The organism is Mucilaginibacter sp. CAU 1740 (assembly GCF_039839285.1).
GTDB lineage: Bacteria > Bacteroidota > Bacteroidia > Sphingobacteriales > Sphingobacteriaceae > Mucilaginibacter.
The window spans coordinates 1-18,099 of sequence record NZ_JBDOQS010000003.1; the positions used below are offsets into that span (position 1 = coordinate 1).

General features: G+C 43.0%; 14 protein-coding genes. 12 read left to right on the forward strand and 2 right to left on the reverse strand.

From position 1 onward, the window contains the following. Positions 1–286: 286 nt before the first annotated feature. Positions 287–1,387 carry a hypothetical protein gene (locus AAFN85_RS07470; protein WP_347526474.1) on the reverse strand — a complete coding sequence of 367 codons (1,101 nt, stop codon included), beginning with the start codon at positions 1,385–1,387 and terminating at the stop codon, positions 287–289. Between the two features lie 271 nt (positions 1,388–1,658). On the opposite strand from AAFN85_RS07470, the gene AAFN85_RS07475 reads away from it, so the two are divergent. The 11 genes from AAFN85_RS07475 to AAFN85_RS07525 all read left to right on the forward strand — a co-directional run bounded on the left by AAFN85_RS07475 (position 1,659) and on the right by AAFN85_RS07525 (position 16,322). Then, positions 1,659–4,754 (forward strand): tetratricopeptide repeat protein, encoded by a 3,096-nt coding sequence (locus AAFN85_RS07475; protein ID WP_347526476.1) that lies wholly within the window; start codon positions 1,659–1,661, stop codon positions 4,752–4,754. Between the two features lie 28 nt (positions 4,755–4,782). After that, on the forward strand, positions 4,783–6,666 hold the full coding sequence (locus tag AAFN85_RS07480) for a hypothetical protein (RefSeq protein ID WP_347526477.1): 1,884 nt from the start codon (positions 4,783–4,785) through the stop codon (positions 6,664–6,666). 39 nt (positions 6,667–6,705) lie between these two features. Next, positions 6,706–7,776 (forward strand): hypothetical protein, encoded by a 1,071-nt coding sequence (locus tag AAFN85_RS07485; RefSeq protein ID WP_347526478.1) that lies wholly within the window; start codon positions 6,706–6,708, stop codon positions 7,774–7,776. Further along, positions 7,773–8,486, forward strand: coding sequence for a MotA/TolQ/ExbB proton channel family protein (locus AAFN85_RS07490; RefSeq protein ID WP_347526479.1), 714 nt, complete (start codon positions 7,773–7,775; stop codon positions 8,484–8,486). Before AAFN85_RS07485 ends, AAFN85_RS07490 begins: the two co-directional genes overlap by 4 nt. Beyond that, a complete protein-coding gene (locus AAFN85_RS07495; protein ID WP_347526480.1) occupies positions 8,483–8,884 on the forward strand; it encodes a biopolymer transporter ExbD in 402 nt (133 codons plus the stop codon). Before AAFN85_RS07490 ends, AAFN85_RS07495 begins: the two co-directional genes overlap by 4 nt. Before the next feature lie 164 nt (positions 8,885–9,048). Next, positions 9,049–9,867, forward strand: a complete 819-nt coding sequence (locus AAFN85_RS07500) for an energy transducer TonB (RefSeq protein ID WP_347526481.1) — start codon at positions 9,049–9,051, stop codon at positions 9,865–9,867. A 96-nt stretch (positions 9,868–9,963) separates the two neighbouring features. Beyond that, positions 9,964–11,277 (forward strand): folylpolyglutamate synthase/dihydrofolate synthase family protein, encoded by a 1,314-nt coding sequence (locus tag AAFN85_RS07505; protein ID WP_347526482.1) that lies wholly within the window; start codon positions 9,964–9,966, stop codon positions 11,275–11,277. Between the two features lie 352 nt (positions 11,278–11,629). Then, on the forward strand, positions 11,630–12,628 hold the full coding sequence (gene mgrA / locus AAFN85_RS07510) for an L-glyceraldehyde 3-phosphate reductase (RefSeq protein ID WP_347526484.1): 999 nt from the start codon (positions 11,630–11,632) through the stop codon (positions 12,626–12,628). Positions 12,629–12,723: 95 nt separating this feature from the next. Further along, positions 12,724–13,701 carry a Gfo/Idh/MocA family oxidoreductase gene (locus AAFN85_RS07515; RefSeq protein WP_347526486.1) on the forward strand — a complete coding sequence of 326 codons (978 nt, stop codon included), beginning with the start codon at positions 12,724–12,726 and terminating at the stop codon, positions 13,699–13,701. Beyond that, the gene (locus tag AAFN85_RS07520; RefSeq protein WP_347526487.1) at positions 13,701–15,788 is read left to right on the forward strand and encodes a M48 family metallopeptidase; all 2,088 of its coding nucleotides are present in this window, start codon (positions 13,701–13,703) and stop codon (positions 15,786–15,788) included. The genes AAFN85_RS07515 and AAFN85_RS07520 overlap by 1 nt, the downstream gene beginning before the upstream one ends. Positions 15,789–15,809: 21 nt before the next feature. After that, positions 15,810–16,322, forward strand: coding sequence for a hypothetical protein (locus AAFN85_RS07525; RefSeq protein WP_347526489.1), 513 nt, complete (start codon positions 15,810–15,812; stop codon positions 16,320–16,322). A 67-nt stretch (positions 16,323–16,389) separates the two neighbouring features. Here the strand turns inward: AAFN85_RS07525 and AAFN85_RS07530 are convergent, their stop codons facing one another. Then, on the reverse strand, positions 16,390–16,566 hold the full coding sequence (locus AAFN85_RS07530; protein WP_347526490.1) for a DUF6496 domain-containing protein: 177 nt from the start codon (positions 16,564–16,566) through the stop codon (positions 16,390–16,392). A gap of 224 nt (positions 16,567–16,790) precedes the next feature. Between AAFN85_RS07530 and AAFN85_RS07535 the strand changes: the two genes are divergently transcribed. Then, positions 16,791–17,885 (forward strand): AI-2E family transporter, encoded by a 1,095-nt coding sequence (locus AAFN85_RS07535; RefSeq protein WP_347526491.1) that lies wholly within the window; start codon positions 16,791–16,793, stop codon positions 17,883–17,885. Positions 17,886–18,099: the final 214 nt, after the last annotated feature.

The window sequence follows — 18,099 nt, forward strand, 5'->3', positions numbered from 1 at the left end:
GTATAAAATAGTTAGGGCGGATATAACCCGAAGTCATACCGCCCTAAACAGGCTGGCATAGAGCCGCCTTAAGTAAACAAAATTAGAATTTATTTGATAATTAACACAGAATCTCTCTACGCTTCGCGCAAAGAGGGGATTCTTTGTTTTTTATTTTTTGCAGGTACAAGCGTGGACGCTTGTGCCTGTAAATCAAACATTTCCCCAACCCTATTTGCCGCGTAGCGGGAGAGAGGGTGACCCAGCGAAGCGTAGGTCGGGTGAGTAAACTCTGGGGCAGTGCTTTCTATAACACCTCCTTCAAATCCTTCTCAATCATCTCATTCCACCTTGCCTGAGCAGCCCCATTCATACCATGCCCGGTTTCCTTATCATACTCATCCTGCAACTGGTTCATCTCCCGGTACGAATCCAGGTACTGTACATTGATATACCCGTCATAATTATCAGCCGGTATTTTCATAGCCAGTAAAGCCTGCTGAAAATGCCTGGCTACAATTTTAGCGATATCAAAATGCCGCTGCTCATGGGTGAGTGCATAATCGTTACGCCCTTCGTATCTTACCCAGGCCGCGCTTTTGGGTAAAAATACCCGCATGCTTATCCTCACCACAACAACACTTTGTACTACTTCGGCCTGTTCGGTATAACCGAAGCCGGGCAGCACTTCGGCCACATACTTATTACCGTATGGCTTATCCTTAAAATCATCCCAGGTTAGCGGGCGTTTAGGCGAGTAGTAAATGGTATCGCCTTCAGGTTGCTCTGTGTAATCGGTAAATATCAGCTTAACACTTTTGGCCAGTTTAATATTGGTGTCGGCTTCACGGTTTATCCAGTTGTTAAACCAGTTCAGTCCTCCTTCCAATGCCCGGCTCAACAGCACACCAAGGTCGTATTGTTGTGCGGCGTTACGGGTGTAGGTTGTTGTGGCCGGATAGCTTACCAATTTTACAGGCCCAAAGTCCTTCTTTAATTCAAATAAAAGCTCGATCTCCAGCTTGCCTCCTACCTGGTTGTTATTTATAGGCTCTTCAGTTATTTTCAGTTTTTTTATGCGGATGTTTACTGGCCGCAGAGTTTTATTAGGCTGAATGGCATAGTCGGCAAAACGTTTCAAGGCTACGGCCGCACCATCTTTTACATCAATTTTATACTTATCATACGGTGCGGCTGTCGGCAAAAGGATGGCTATAGCATTTCTCTCAGCACGGTCATCATTAACACCAGCAATATAAAACTCCTTAACTTTTTCAGTTAATTGCCTGTTTGTTAAAACAATTGGGCCGTTTATTTTTTGTGCATTTAAAATCGACGGAAAAAATATGATGACGCATAAAAACGCCACCACTACAGCAGGGATCGGCCTGCCCATAACTTTATTCATAACAGGTAAAACTAAAAGGCTTAATGTACAGTCCGCTTTAATTAAAATGCTTTAAACGCAAATAAATTGTGTGGTTAAAACGCCAATTATTAACTTTGAGTATCCGCAGCCGTTGCCACGGCAATTACCCAACAATTTTAAAGTTTTCCACACGCATATTATCTTAAGTATTACCTTCGTTAAAAGAACTGTTATCCACATTTGTTAATTTCTATTGTGAAAAGCCTCTTTTTGGTTTAGCTATTTTCGCACTATCATTAGTATGCGCTTTATGATCAAAACAAGATACATCGCCCTGCTCATTCCCGTATTTATCGTTTCAACCGCCCGGGCCCAGCAAAACCCATCCACTCAAATTTACCGGACTTACCACACCGCTATCGACTTGATGGACAAGGGGAAATTTGCTTCGGCTGCCGAGCAATTCCGCCTGGTTGAGACCTTCAAATTTAAAACAAGCACACAACCACAGTTCGAAACCGAGCTGTCGCTTACTAAAGAAAACTGCCAGTATTACGAGGCCTATTGCGCCCTGAATTTAGGCAATGACGATGCCGAAAGCATGTTCCTGCGCTTTATTAAAGAGCACCCGGAAAACCCGCTTACCAAGCAGGCTTTCTTCCAGATCGGTAAATCGTACTTTAAACAAGGCAAGTATGAAGATGCTATCCGCTGGTTCAACAAAACCGAAGCAAGCGAGCTTAACGGTCATGATAATACCGAATATAAATTCAGAAAAGGTTACGCTTACTTCGAACTAAAAGACTATAAAAACGCCCAGTTACTTTTTGGCGAGGTAAAAAACAAACGCTCTGAATTTACGGAAGACGCGACTTACTATTTCGCCTACATCGCTTATTTAAATAAAGACTACCACCTGGCGCTGGTAAACTTCGAGAAGCTTAAAAACTCGAAGAAATACGAAAACAGCTATCCATACTACATCTCGGCAGTTTACTTTTTAGATAAACGCTATGATGATGTGATCAACTACGCGGTGCCTATCGTAAACAGCACCCATCAGCAAAACGAAACTGAAATGCTGAGGATCATTGCCGCATCGTACTTTGCCAAAGCAGATTACGATAACGCTGTGAAATACTATGGCCGCTTTGAAGACCGCGACCAGGGCCGCACCCAAAACACGCAGGATAGCTATCAAATGGGTTACACCTATTTTAAAGTAGGCAACTACGCCAAAGCCGCCAGCGAACTGGAGAAACTGGTTGAACAACACGATGTGTACAGCCAAAGCGGTAACTATACCCTGGGCGATGTGTTCCTGAAACTGAACAACAAGCAAAGCGCCCGAAACGCGTTCCTGAATGCCTCAAAACTGGATTACGACAAGCAATTACAGGAAGACGCGCTTTACGAATACGCCAAACTATCGTACGAACTCGACTTTAACTTACAGGCCTTAGGCGCTACAAGGTTATACCTGGCCAACTATCCGCGTTCAAAACGCATTAACGAGGTTAAGGTATTATTAGCCGAAGAGTTGCTGAACTCACGCAGCTATAAAGAAGCCGTTGAGATCCTGGAACCGATCCCTAATAAAAACGAATCGGCAAGGTTGGCTTACCAAAAAGTAACCTACTACCGTGGTTTGGAGTTTTATAACGAACGTGCTTTTGAAAACGCGATAGGCATTTTCCTCCGTTCGCTAAACGACCCTATCGACAGCAAAACCCAGGCATTAACCACCTATTGGATGGCCGAAGCCATGTATGAGGTGCGTAAATACGGCGAATCGGTTGAAAACTTTGAGAAGTTTTTGTCGATGCCGGAAGCCAAACAAACCGATGTATCTAACTACGCTAACTATGCTTTAGCTTACGCCGCTTTTGGCGATGAGCAGTATAAAAAAGCAGCTAATTATTTCGAGAAGTTTTTACAGGGCGATGTAAAAGACGCCGCTACCCAAAACGATGCGATAACCCGTTTGGCCGATAGCTATTTCGTGCTGAAAAGCTACAGCAACGCCATGACCTACTACAACCGCATCATTGCCATGCACAACCAGGGCGAAGATTACGCTTTGTTTCAGCGTGGTATGATTCAGGGTTTACAAGGCGGTTTGGACACCAAGATCGCTACCCTGAACGATGTATTGAACAAATTTCCTAATTCGGATTACGCGGATGATGCCTCGTTCGAGATCGCTTATACCTACTTCCTGAAAACCGATGGTGATAAAGCCAAAACCGATTTGCAGGCCATGATCCAGAAATACCCACGCAGCAGCTACATTCCGCGTGCGCTGGTTACCATTGGTTTGATCGATTACAATGCCGGCAATGATGATCTGGCTGTCGAATCGTTTAAAAAAGTGGTTCAGGATTACTCATCAACGGATGAAGCTAAGCAAGCCCTTAAGCAAATTGAAAAGATCTATACTGATAAAGGTGATGCCCAAACATTCATTAACTATGCCGGTACCACTCCCATCGGTAACTATACCACTGCCGACCAGGAAAGCATCCTGATCACTGCGGCCAACAATCTTTATTTAAAAGGCGACTGGCAAGGTACTGTAGGCGGTGTAAACGCTTACTTTGATAAATTCCCGAGCAAACAGATCTACGAAAAGCAGGCACGCTTTATCCGCGCGCAGGCTTTGGCAAACTTAGGTCGTACCCAAGAGGCCGTTGTTGATTACAACGTGATCCTGAACGACTGGACAAGCGCCTACAGCGAAAAAGCGTTGATCAGCATGGCTAAACTGTACATGCAGCAAAAGAAATACAACGAAGCTGTAGTATTCCTTAAACGTTTGGAAACCAACGCCGAGTACAAAGCCGATTATACCTTCGCCATCACCAACCTCATGTACTGCTACTCGGAGATGTTAATGACCGACGATGCCATCAAATACGCCGAACTGGTTAAAACCAACGATAAAACATCGCAGGAGGATAAATTTAAAACCGGCCTTTACGAGGGTAAAGCTTACTTGGCAACCGGCGATACCGCCATTGCTGTTAAGCAATTTACCTACACTGCTACCAACACCAAAACCGTTGCCGCTGCCGAAGCAAGGTACAACCTGGCCTTTATTGAGTACGACAAAGGCCGTTACAAAACATCGCAAAAAATGTGTTTTGATTTGGCCAAAGAGTTACCTAACTACGATTACTGGATAGCTAAAACCTACATCTTGTTAGCCGATAACTACGTTGGCTTGAAAGATACCTTCCAGGCTAAGGCAACCCTGCAAAGTATCATTGATAACTACAAGGCCGATGATGATATCCTGCCAACTGCCAAAGAAAAGCTGGACAAGCTGAATGGCCGCAAAACTCCAAAACAGACTGCGCCGGTAAACAAAGACACCACCCAGCCTGATACAACTAACAAACAGTAACAAAGAGTAAGATAAAAGAAGACAAGCAATGAACTCAAGATACACCTACACGCTGCTTACCTTATTGATAGCATTATACTTTGTTCCTGCACAAGCACAAACAAAGAAACCCGCTAAAAAAGCCACAGTAAAAACAGCCGCTAAAAAACCGGCTGCTAAACCTGCGGCCAAACCAGCCGTTAAACAAACATCAAAACCGGTAACTAAAAAAACAACCGATAGCAAAAACTTAGGCGATGCCGCCGCGAAATCTTTACAGGATACCACCAAAAAAGGCGGCGGTAATAACCCTAACAATCCTAATAATGGCGGTAGCCTTTCGGAAGAGATCGTGGTAACTACAGCTTATAAACCTGTATTGGCTGATGCTGTGAAGATCCGCAGAAACCCCGACCTGGAAGATAAAGTGCCATTTAAAGCGCCTTTAACTTATGCCCCGTTGGATAAACGACAGGAGCAAAACTCAGAGATCAGACAGCTGGACCCAATGAAACGCCCTGCCGAGCAGGATTCTGTATTGACCAACAACTTTGCTAAAGTTGGTTTTGGCAACCTGAAAAGTATTTTTGGCGAGGCTTATTTTGCAAACGGTCGTGATCAGGCCTTGCAGGTTGGCGGCCACCTGAAGCATTTTTCACAATCGGGTTCGTTACAAAAACAAACCGAAAGCCGCGATGAAGTTGGCGTATTTGGCAAAAGCGTATTGGGAGATAACAATGTATCGGGCAGGATCAACTTTAACCGTCAAGGCAACTACTTTTATGGTTACGATCAGGAAGCGCCGCCACCCACCTCTTTCCAACCGGGCAAACAACATTTTAATACTTTAAGCGGCGAGGTTGAGCTTGCTAAAAACTATAAAGATGTTGAAAACGATTTTACCTATGCCGTAAAACTGAAAGGCTATTCTTTTAGCAACGCTTATCAGGCTAAGGAAAATAATGTAGTAATAACAGGCTTTTTAAACCAAACTGTTAAACAGTTTTATGCTGGTTTAAGTGCATCGTTAGATCTTGCCAGCCAAAAAGATAGTCTTTACAACCTTGGCAATAACATTGCACGCATTAACCCTTATATTAAATTTCAGGGTACAAATTACAAGATAGATGCGGGTGTTAACATTGTAAAAGAATTTGGGGATTTCGGCAAGTTTTACATTTTCCCGGCTGCTAAATTAGAGGTACAGGTAGTTCCTAAATACGTGCGCCTGTTTGTTGAGGCCAAGGGTGATGTGAACCGTTCGTCACTGCGCGATTTCGCGATGACCAACCCGTTCATTGGTCAAAATATCAATATCAAAAACTCGGTCGATCAGCTGGATCTGGCCGCGGGATTAAAAGGCACTTTAGCACCAGGCTTAAGCTTTAAAGCATCGGTATTCCGCAACAGCATCAAAAACATGCCTTTAATAGCGAGCAATTTCTTAGCCGAAGGCAACAAGTTTAATGTTATTTATGACGATGGAAAAGCCCGTGTGAGCGGCTTTAACGGCGAGTTGGATTTCAAAGCTACTGATGATTTTAACATCTTCGGTCGTGCTGAATTCAGGGATTATAAGTTAGCATCAGAAGCAGAAGCATGGAACCTGCCTAAGTTTACCTTAACAGCGGGAACCGCTATCCATATCGATAGCAAATTGACAGTTACCGGTTCGTTACTGATCCGCGGAGATGCTTACGACAGAACACAGTCGTTCCTTCCAACACCTGCCCCTGGCGACCCAAATCCTGTTTCTACCAAACAGACCATTAAAGGTTTTGCCGATTTGAGCGGTGGTGTTGAATATCGTATCAACAGCAGGTTTTCGGTATTTGCGCAGGCTAACAATATCTTAAGTTCATCTTACCAACGCTGGTTGTACTATTCTAACTACGGATTTAATATCTTTGGCGGCGTAGGCTATGCTTTCTAAGCCTCTTTGATGTTTTAAAATTAAGCGTATTTTTACCCGATGGATATAGCCAATTATTTAAGCGAATTACTTGGCCGGCACACTGAAGTAAGTGTTCCCGGCCTTGGCTGCTTTTCGCAGCAACGTGTTAATGGCTATTATGATGATGCGCAGGGAACATTTTTCCCGCCGGGCTTTAAGCTCAATTTCGAGTCGCAGCCTAAGGATGATGAAATCCTGGCCCGCTACATAGCCGAGAAGAAAAAGATCTCGCTGGCCTCATCAAAATACTTTACCGAAAAGTATATCAACAGCCTTAAGCAGGAACTGGTACTACACGAAGTAGCATTTGCCGAACTGGGCTGGTTTCAACTACAGGATGGCAAAATAATTTTCAGGGCACAGGAAAAGCCGGGTGATGATCCATTGTTTTTTGGGTTGTCGCCAGTTAAGGTGAATAAGGTTAACTACGTAGCGCCACCTCCTCCGCCCCCGCCATTACCTTTAGCGGTTCCGTTGCAGCAAACTTTTACGCCGCCACCGGTAAATAATATTACCGCGGTTCCTGTAGCGCAACCCGAATATGAGGAGGAAGAGGTTGAAGAAAAACGTGGCATAAGCGTTTGGGTAATTATTGCTATTATGGTAGTGGTACTTGCCGCCGCTGCATTTGCAGTTTACAAATTCAAGCCGGAATTGCTGCATCTTAAAAAAAACAATGATGCGCCTGCCGCTGTTGAGAAGCCAAAAGCTACACCGGTTGTAAAGCCTGATAGCATAGCGAAAGACAGCACACCTAAAACTACTGATACAGATAAGGCAATTTCCAAACCTGTTAAAACGTTAGATAAACCGGTAGTATTAACTGATACCACTCCAAAACCCGAATACGCTATATTTTTAGAATCGTACAAAACGGTAGCGAAGAGTGATATTGAAGTTAAAAAATATATAAAAAGAGGTATTAATGCCCGCACATGGACAGGCCCGGGAACAGGTCTGCGCGTTAAAATTATAATTGGTGGTTTTGCCACTTCGGATGAAGCAGAGGCAACCCGCAAAAAACTAATATCACAAGGAAAAATAGCAAAAGATACTTACTCAAAATTAATTACTGACAGCACGAAATGACATTATTACTAATACAGCAAGTAACAGATACAGCAAAACATCTCGCCGACACAGCAAACCACGCAGTAACAACAGCCGCCCTGCCTAATGAAGAACTTCACTTTGGCGACCTGCTGCTAAAAGGTGGTTGGGTAATGATCCCGATTGGTATTTTAGCGGTACTGGGCCTTGTAATATTCTTCGAACGTTATTTCACTATCCGCAAAGCATCACGCAACGAATCAAACCTGATGGTTCAGGTACGTGCCAGTATCCATTCGGGCAATTTGGAATCGGCCATAGCTATCTGCCGTAACAACAATACCCCACTGGGCCGTATGCTGCAAAAAGGTTTGTTGCGCATAGGCAGGCCTATCAAAGATATTGAGGGTGCTATCGAAAATATTGGTAAAATAGAAGTATCCAAACTTGAAAAAAACATTGGTATTTTGGGTATCGTAGCCGGTATCGCGCCAATGTTTGGCTTCCTGGGTACCATTGCAGGTGTAATTAAGATCTTTTATGATATCTCAAAAACTGATAACATCAGTATGGGTGTAATTTCGGGCGGTTTATATGTGAAGATGGTAACATCTGCAGCCGGTTTATTTGTAGGTATCGTAGCTTATGTTTGCTACCACGTTTTAAATATGATGGTTGATAAAGTGATCCTGAAACTGGAAACTGATGCCATCGAATTTATTGACTTGTTAGAGGAGCCGAGCAAATGAATTTAAGAAAAAGACACAGGGGCGCATCGGCAGAGGTACATACATCGGCAATGAACGATATCATGTTCTTCCTGCTGTTGTTTTTCCTCATCGCATCAACGGTTACCAATCCTAACGTTATTAAACTGGTATTGCCCAAATCATCAAGCGGGCAGTCGGTATCTAAAAAAACAATTACAGTATCGGTAACTAAAGACCTGAAATACTACGTTGATAAAAAAGAGATCCCGGTAGATGCCCTGCAAACTACGCTGGCCGGTTATAAAACCGTAGCAACCGAACTAACAATAGTTTTATACGTAGATAAAACCGTGGCCATACAGGATGTGGTACAGGTAATGGATGTAGCCCAGAAATTGAATATTAAACTGGTTTTGGCAACAGAACCAAAGGGGTAACAGTTGGCAGTTTTTAGTTTGAAGTAGGCTTTATTTGCTTATTGTAGATTTCGAATTTTCGACGGTCCGATTATTAATTAAGATAATTATGCAAGCGGCTAAAGCCAATTGCAAATCAAAAATACAAGTGCAAACGGCCAACCGCCCACTGCAAACTGAACAAGATGGAATACAGGGAAGAAAATAACTATCCAAAGGCGTTTTTAGCAACAGGCATTGTTTTGGCTGTGTTGATAGCGGCATGTTATTTTATCGTATTCAAAAACCCGCCCATTGAAGAGAACGGAACGGGCGGCATATTGGTAAACTACGGTACAGTTGATGAAGGTATGGGCGATGACTACATGAGCACCGAAGAACCTTCGGTAGCTGAAAAGGCCAATCACACCAAACCAGATAAAGTTACCGAAGCCAAACCAACCGAAGAAAAACCAACGCCGCAGAGCAGCGAAAAGGCGGTTGTTACTCAAAACACTGAAGACGCGCCGGAAGTGGCTGCTCCGGATAAAAAGCCAAGTCAGGCGGTAGCTACACCGCAACCGGTAAAAACTCCGCCTGCAAAACCTACCGTTAACCAAAACGCGTTATACAAAGGCAAAGCCTCCACCGGTACCGGCGAAGGCGATGGTACAGGCAAAACTCCGGGCAATCAGGGCAAACCAACAGGTACTACACTTACCAATAACTATAACGGTACAGGATCGGGCAACGGTGGCAGCCTTAACATGGCTCAGCGCAGCTTTGTAAGCCGTCCATCGGTAAGTGATGCCAACCGTCAAAGCGGTAAAATTGTAGTTGATATAAGGGTTGATAAGGATGGCAACGTAACCTACGCCCGTGCGGGTGCCCGTGGAACTACCATATCAGACGATGCCTTGCTCCAAAAATGCGAGGATGCAGTAAAGAACTCAAAACTAAACCCACTTGATAATGCCCCCGATCAGCAACAGGGTACCGTGGTTTTTGTATTCAAGGTAAATTAATTCAGTTTGCGGTTTTGGGTTTGCAGTTTGCAAATCCTATTTGATAGTTTTGCGGTATGCAACTGCCTACTGCAAACGGGCAAAGCAAACTGTAAAATGAACTACCAGGAAACCATCCAATACCTATACACTCAGCTCCCGATGTTTACACGCGACGGAGCTTCGGCATTTAAAAAAGATCTGACCAACACGCTTGAACTTTGCAAGCGGTTGGATAATCCTCAACATAAATTTAAAAGCATACATGTAGGTGGTACCAACGGCAAGGGTTCAACATCGCACATGCTGGCTGCTGTTTTGCAAACAGCAGGTTATAAAACGGGATTATACACCTCCCCTCACCTTAAAGATTTCCGCGAACGTATCCGTGTTAACGGCCAAATGATCAGCGAGCAAACGGTGATTGATTTTGTGGCTGACCGTCAAGCCGATTTTGAAGAAATAGCCCCCTCCTTTTTTGAGATGACCGTTGCGCTGGCTTTTGATGTTTTCGCGAAAGAACAGGTAGACATTGCTATCATTGAGGTAGGCCTTGGTGGCAGATTGGATTCGACCAATGTGATCACTCCGCTCCTATCTGTGATAACCAATATAGGTTGGGACCACATGAATATGCTTGGCGATACGTTACAACTTATAGCCGGTGAAAAAGCAGGCATAATTAAGCCCGGTATCCCAGTAGTTATCAGTGAGCGTCAGTCGGAAATTGCAGATGTATTTATTGATAAAGCCACCGAAACAAAAAGCAACATCAAATTTGCATCCGACGAATGGACGGTTACGGAAGAGAAAGGCGAAAGGCAAAAGGCAAAAGGCTTTGGTGCTGAACTATTAGAGGTAACAGCTACAAACACCCACTCCGAACCTAATACTTACAACTTAGAACTCGACCTTACCGGCACCTACCAACTCAAAAATGTGAAAGGTATTTTATCCACTGTTGACGAATTGCGCGCACAGGGTTTCGAAATCACCGATGAGCATGTTCAATCTGCTTTAAAACAAGTTAAAATGCTCACAGGTCTGCATGGCCGTTGGGAAGTTATAAGCCAAAACCCGCTTACTATTTGCGATACCGGTCATAACCCGGATGGTATTGAGGAAGTGATGAAAAATATCGTAGCCGTGAGCTATAAACACCTGCATATGGTAATAGGTATGGTGAATGATAAGGATACAGGTAAAGTGCTCCCCATGTTTCCGAAGGATGCCACGTATTACTTTTGTAAGCCGGATATTCCACGTGGGTTGGATGCAGAAAGTATGAAGGCACAGGCAGAAACTCATGGGTTAGTTGGTGATGCTTATCCATCTGTAGAAGAAGCTTTATTATCCGCTCAGAAAAACGCGAACGTGGATGATCTGGTGTTTGTTGGGGGAAGTACTTTTGTGGTGGCGGAGGTTGTCTAATAAAAATCATCGTTGCTGTAAATATTAACCGAGGCATCTGAAAGAGATATGACATTAGGAGGGATGGCCCGTCACCCTGAGTTTGTCGAAGGGTCGCGCGCAGAGGCCCTGCCCGCCATGCTTCGACAAGCTACCCATGACACCCATTTTTAAACATGTTATAAGTACGCACGAAGCAATCACTAACTTTATAAGGCGGATCTGCTAATCGGGGATTGCTTCGTGCCTCGCAATGACGACTTTTAGTTATAACCGATACAGTTATTTTCAGTTCAGATATTTAACTGTCACAAATACCTTTATTAGTCTGCTTAAAATTCTATTTTTACTCCCCCAATCCTTACCTTAAAATATGACTTATATAGCATCTGCCGATAGGTACCAAAACATGCAATACCGCCGCTGCGGCAATAGCGGCATCAAGCTTCCGGCTATTTCATTAGGCCTTTGGCACAATTTCGGTCACGTTGATGTGGCCGATAATTACCGCAAAATATTACACCTCGCTTTTGATAGCGGTATTACCCACTTTGATCTGGCTAACAATTACGGTCCGCCTCCGGGTTCTGCCGAAGAGAACTTTGGTAAGATATTGAAAGAGGATTTCCGCGATTACCGCGATGAGCTTATCATATCAAGTAAAGCCGGTTACACCATGTGGCCCGGCCCGTACGGTGATTGGGGTTCAAAAAAATATTTGGTGGCCAGTTTAGATCAAAGCCTTAAGCGTATGGGGCTGGATTATGTAGATATCTTCTACCATCACCGTCCCGATCCAAACACTCCATTGGAAGAAACAATGGCCGCTTTAGATCTGATCGTTCGTCAGGGTAAGGCGTTATACGTAGGTATTTCCAACTACCCGGCCGAGTTAGCTTCCAAAGCCATTAAAATGCTGAAAGAGCTTGGTACGCCATGCCTTATCCATCAGCCTAAATATTCCATGTTTGAGCGTTGGGTTGAGGGTGGTTTATTAAACGTGTTAGGTAATGAAGGTGTAGGATGTATCCCCTTCTCGCCATTGGCACAGGGCATGCTAACCGATAAATACCTGCATGGTATCCCCGAAGATTCGAGGGCGGCAAGGCCTACCGGATTTTTACAAAAAGGACACCTGACTGATGAGCGTTTGAGCCAGATCCACGATTTGAATAACCTTGCCCAACAGCGCGGTCAATCACTGGCGCAGATGGCATTAGCATGGATCTTAAAAGATGAACGGGTAACTTCCGTACTGATAGGCGCAAGTCGCCCGGCACAATTATCTGATTCTTTAAAAGCTTTGGATAATATCGTATTTTCGGCAGAAGAGTTAAAAACTATAGAGGAAATACTAACGCCAGCCCCCTAACCCTCTAAAGAGGAAACAAAGGTTGGTTATTGGAGTGTATTTAAAAACTAAACATTAAAGTCTCCCCCTTCAGGGGGAGATTTAGAGGGGGCTATATGAGCACAATAAACTGGGGCATCATTGGATGCGGCGATGTAACTGAAAAAAAAAGCGGACCGGCATTTAAAAAAGTACCGGGCAGCGATCTTGTTGCTGTAATGCGTCGCGATGCAGACAAAGCGGCCGATTATGCTAAAAGACATAATGTAGCTAAATGGTATAGCGATGCCGCCGAATTACTGGGCAATACAGATCTGAATGCCATCTACATAGCTACTCCTCCCTCTTCGCACCTTGATTATGCCGTGCAGGCGCTAAACAAAGGTTTTAATGTGTATGTTGAAAAGCCGGTAACCCGCAACTCGGCCGAAGCAAGGGCAATGGCAGAAGCTGTTAATGCCAACGGACAAAAACTTACCGTAGCTCATTACCGCCGTGCCTTGCCTATGTTTTTAAAAGTGAAGGAACTTATCGACACAAAAAAAATAGGTGATATCCGCACCGTGCAGATCAGGATGTGGCAGTCCCGCAAACCTAAACTGGTTGCCGATGTTGCCAGCAACTGGCGCGTGCAACCCGAACTATCGGGCGGCGGTTATTTTCATGACCTTGCCCCACACCAGCTCGATTTGATGCTATACTACTTTGGCGAGCCGGAAAAGTATCATGGCTTCTCGCTCAACCAATCGGGCTTAACCCCGGCTGATGATCATGTTTGCGGGCAGATCCTGTTTAAAAACAAGGTTGTAGTTAACGGTTCGTGGTGTTTTAACGTGGCCGAAAGCGAAACTACCGATACTTGCGAGATCATAGGCACCGAAGGAAAGATCACCTTCCCGTTTTTTGGCAATTACATTAGCTGGAAAACTGAAACGGAAGAAGAAACAATAACTATTACCCATCCCGAGCATATTCAGCAACCATTCATCAGCAAAATAGTTACTTACTTTAGCGGCGAGGGCCCAAACCCCTGCACTATTGATGAGGCGGTGGTGCTGATGGATATCATCGATGCATTCACCCTAAATAAATAATGAACAACCTAACCTTATCGTATCCTCCCATGCCTGCAGGGGCGGATAAAAGTATTATCAAGCCTTCAAAAGCGTTTCAAAAACATGTATATCTTTCAATAGGCGCTATACTGTTATTTATAATTTGCTATCTCCTGTTATTTTTAGGAGCAATTGGCATAGCTATAGTTTTTGGCTACCTCGGCGTTTTTGTGATTCAGTTACGTGCCACTTTTATAACGTTGGCTTTAGGGGTGGCCCTGATCCTATCGGGTCTGATGCTGGTTTATTTTGTTATCAAATTCATTTTTAAACGTACACATATTGACCGCTCCGACCTTGTAGAAATTACGCAGACCGATGAACCCGCATTGTTCGACTTTATTTACAAAGTAACAGCCGAAGCCGGCGCGCCAAAACCTAAACGTATTTATTTATCGGCCGAGGTTAATGCCGCTGTGTTTTATAACTCCAGCTTCTGGAGCATGTTTTTGCCGGTAAAGAAAAACCTTAAAATAGGTTTGGGACTGGTTAATGCCATAAATATATCGGAGTTTAAAGCGGTAATGGCACACGAATTTGGCCATTTTTCGCAAAAAAGCATGAAAGTTGGCAGTTACATCTACAATTTCAATAAAGTGGTGTACGATATGCTGTACGACACCGACGACTACAGTAAAATGCTGAACAGCTTTTCGAGGGTCCACTCGGTATTTAGGGCGGCAGCCGTGGTTAATTTGCGTATTATACAAGGGATGCAATATGTTTTAAGGAAGGTTTATGTGGTGATAAACAAAGCAAACCTGGCCCTATCGCGCCAAATGGAATTTCATGCCGACTCGGTAGCTGCGTATGTAAGCTGTTCTAACCATATCATCACATCTTTAAAACGTATTGAAATAGCTCAGGCCTGTTATGATAGCCTCATCAACTACTCGCGCGTTAACCTTGCCGAAAACAAACGCTCCGACAACCTTTACCCACAACACCTCGAGTTTATTAAACAGTTTTGCAGCCATCAAAAAATAAACCTTGATGAAATTAGCCTGCCAATAATTACCGAAGGCTGGACAGCGCCCGATAATAGCGAGATCACCATAAAAGATCAATGGTCGTCACATCCAACTACAGAAGACAGGGAAGCCCATGCTAATGAGATCAATTTACCTGTTGCACCGTTAAACTTATCTGCATGGGCGCTATTTAAAGATGCGGCGGCAGTACAGGTACAGATAACAGATCACTTATACGCGATAGTGAACACCGATCCCAAAACCGAAGTAATAAGTTTTGAAGCCTTCAAAGAGGACTTTTATACGCAGATCAGCACAAATTCATATAACCCGGTATTCAACAACTACTTTGATAATCGTAACATAACCGAATTTGATATTGATGAGGCTGTACGAGAACTTCCCCCGGCTTCTGCAAGTTTTGATACCCTGCTAAGTGTTGAAAACAGCAACCTGCCAAAGGTTGAAAGCCGCATACAAAACGATTTGGCATTTCTTGCTCAGATCAGCCTGAACACATCAATTAAAACCTTCGATTTTAGAGGTGAAAAATATAGTGTTGACAGTATTTACGATGTGGAAACGATACTTAAAGCAGACCTGGTAAAAACTCAAAAACAAATACAAGAACTGGATAAAAACATTTTTACCTTCTTTTACACTAATGCAGACCTTGCACGGCAACAAATATTGGTGAATAAGTACCAGGAGCTGTTCAAATTTCAAAAAGAAGCAGCGGCCGATTATGATCTGTACAACGAAATAATGAAGGCCATCAGCCCGATTTATAACCAAATGACATCAGATCGAATTATTGATACGCTTGGCGTGGTTTACAAACAGGAACGCCAGGTAAAAGCCCGCATAAAAGAAATTATTGATACCCCAACCGGGCTATCTTATTACAACGCAACGCAAATAGCTATTATTGAGGCTTATCTTGCTGCCCAGCATATCTACTACACCAACCCGGGGTATGATAATAACGCTATCAATAAATTTAATGAAGCCTTAAGCACCTATATTACAGGTATTTCAAACCGAAATTTTGAAATAAAAAAGGATCTGCTTAATTTTCAGGCCGAATTGTTTTAAATTAAACTTAACCCCATCACAATGAAAAAGATCTTTACCCTGGTAATAGCTATTATAGCATTCGCCTTTACGGCAAAAGCCCAAACTTTTCATGTACCCGAAAATTACGTTTTAAAAGAAAAAGGCGACTATGCAAAATACGAAGAGGATGTAATTAAGGGCGTAGACTGGTTACAAGATACCCCCTGGGCGCTTGAAGAACAAAAGCGCATGGAAACCAACGCGTTTTTAATGAAGTGGATCCAGGGCAGTCCATCTGTTAGTATTGAAGTTAACAGCGCTGTTGCAAAAATGACCGAAAAAAACCCGCAATTGCTCATGACCTTTATGGGAGGCTACACCAAGTACGCCTTGCAAAATAAAACCGCATTCGATAAAAACAAGGCAAACCTGGCCGGGGTAAAAGCAACTGTTGATAAATATGCCCTGGAAACCGACCATAAAAACAATAGCCTGTTAAACAAACTGGCTAAAATTGATAAAGAGGGCAAACTGGCCGACTGGATAACGTCAGATTTTTATAAAACTAAATAGTTTATATAACAGAAAAGCATCCAGATTTACGAAGCTTTAAAAGCTTAGTAAATCCGGATGCTATGTATTAACTTTTCTTTTTAGGTACTTTGGCGCCTTCTTTTCGGGCCTCAGATAAACCAATGGCAATGGCTTGTTTTTTACTGGTCACTTTTTTGCCGCTACCACTTTTCAGTTTACCTTCTTTCATCTCGTACATAGTTTTCTCAACCTTTTCGCTCGCTTTTTCCGAATACTTCGCCATGATTATAAACTTTGGTTAACTGCTGTAATCAATACAAAATCGCTGCCAATATTAAATTCCTTTTAATTCGGGTTAACACAAATTGATTTAAAATTGATATCGTTTACCTAATTTCGGGCACGAATTGAGACCCGGTATCTCCGGTTTCCACATTATTGTTTATCTTCAAAACATCTGTAGTATTTGCCTGTTAAGCCATCATAAATACCCCAACAATCACGCGTATGTCCACAAAAAAACTACTCGCTCCTTTTTACGAACGTTTGGCCCTGGTACTTGTAGGTTTTTTAGCCTTAGGCTACCTGGTTATCATGGCAAAAGATCTGCTCGACCCAATGATCTTTGGCTTTATCTTCGCTATATTGTTGCTGCCGGTTTGCGAATTTCTGGAAAAAAAGATCAGGTTGCCGCGCAGCATGGCGTCGCTTATATCGATACTATTGCTGGTGGGGGTAATTACAGGTATATTATATTTGGTAGGTTCACAAATTTCAAACATGGCCAACGATTGGCCTATGCTTCGCAAACAAGTTAACCAATCGGTACAGGATATCCAACTGTGGATCCAACACGCCTTTCATGTAAATGCAGAAAAACAACTGGCTTATGTTGATGATACGGCAAAAAAGCTAATGGAATCAGGCACTGATGTACTCGGTACCACTTTTGGTGCCATTTCATCGCTTATGCTGTTTTACGTATTCATACTTATTTTTACTTTTTTCATATTGTTATATCGCAGGTTGCTTATCCGATTTTTAGTATGGGTTTTCAGAGATGAAAACGAGCATGTAGTTATGGATATAATTGAAAACATCCAAAGCATTTTGAGGCAATATATTTTGGGCCTATTGTTAGAGATGGTAATAGTTGCCGGCGTGGCCATCACAGTTTTCTGGATAATAGGAATTAAATATGCCGCCTTATTAGGCATTATAGTTGGTCTGTTCAATATCATCCCTTACATCGGCATCTTTACGGCACTGTTGTTAAGTACTATAATAACTTTTGCTACCGGCAGCCTTAGCAATACTATCACCGTGGCTATAAGCGTAATAGGCATTCACGCCGTTGATGCCAATTTCCTGTTACCAACAATAGTAGGTTCGAAAGTAAGATTAAACGCATTGATCTCGTTTATCGGTATTATTGTTGGCGAAATGATCTGGGGGCTATCGGGCATGTTCCTTTCTATACCCGTTATAGCAATATTTAAAATCATTTTTGACAGGATAGAATCCTTAAAACCATGGGGTTATTTGCTTGGCGGTGATAACGAAAATAAAAAAGCTGTACCCAAAGCCATGAAAACTGAATAAAAATTGCATTTAGGGCGTAATCTATTAGTTAAACTTTCGTTTAATTTAACTAAACTTCATATGTTTGTTACAAACTATTGATACCCCTTAACACAATGCAAATTGTTAAAAATGACCCGGCACCCTTATATACCTGCCGAAAATGCAACGAAGCCTTAAAAAACAGGCGTAAGCGTAGCTTGCTCCTAAAAACAGCACTTTTTTGGCTGCCTAT

Coding starts and splice junctions, on each gene's coding strand:
- AAFN85_RS07470 (WP_347526474.1), bottom strand. CDS start 1,387: ATGAATAAAGTTATGGGCAGGCCGATCCCTGCTGTAGTGGTGGCGTTT.
- AAFN85_RS07475 (WP_347526476.1), top strand. CDS start 1,659: ATGATCAAAACAAGATACATCGCCCTGCTCATTCCCGTATTTATCGTT.
- AAFN85_RS07480 (WP_347526477.1), top strand. CDS start 4,783: ATGAACTCAAGATACACCTACACGCTGCTTACCTTATTGATAGCATTA.
- AAFN85_RS07485 (WP_347526478.1), top strand. CDS start 6,706: ATGGATATAGCCAATTATTTAAGCGAATTACTTGGCCGGCACACTGAA.
- AAFN85_RS07490 (WP_347526479.1), top strand. CDS start 7,773: ATGACATTATTACTAATACAGCAAGTAACAGATACAGCAAAACATCTC.
- AAFN85_RS07495 (WP_347526480.1), top strand. CDS start 8,483: ATGAATTTAAGAAAAAGACACAGGGGCGCATCGGCAGAGGTACATACA.
- AAFN85_RS07500 (WP_347526481.1), top strand. CDS start 9,049: ATGGAATACAGGGAAGAAAATAACTATCCAAAGGCGTTTTTAGCAACA.
- AAFN85_RS07505 (WP_347526482.1), top strand. CDS start 9,964: ATGAACTACCAGGAAACCATCCAATACCTATACACTCAGCTCCCGATG.
- mgrA (WP_347526484.1), top strand. CDS start 11,630: ATGACTTATATAGCATCTGCCGATAGGTACCAAAACATGCAATACCGC.
- AAFN85_RS07515 (WP_347526486.1), top strand. CDS start 12,724: ATGAGCACAATAAACTGGGGCATCATTGGATGCGGCGATGTAACTGAA.
- AAFN85_RS07520 (WP_347526487.1), top strand. CDS start 13,701: ATGAACAACCTAACCTTATCGTATCCTCCCATGCCTGCAGGGGCGGAT.
- AAFN85_RS07525 (WP_347526489.1), top strand. CDS start 15,810: ATGAAAAAGATCTTTACCCTGGTAATAGCTATTATAGCATTCGCCTTT.
- AAFN85_RS07530 (WP_347526490.1), bottom strand. CDS start 16,566: ATGGCGAAGTATTCGGAAAAAGCGAGCGAAAAGGTTGAGAAAACTATG.
- AAFN85_RS07535 (WP_347526491.1), top strand. CDS start 16,791: ATGTCCACAAAAAAACTACTCGCTCCTTTTTACGAACGTTTGGCCCTG.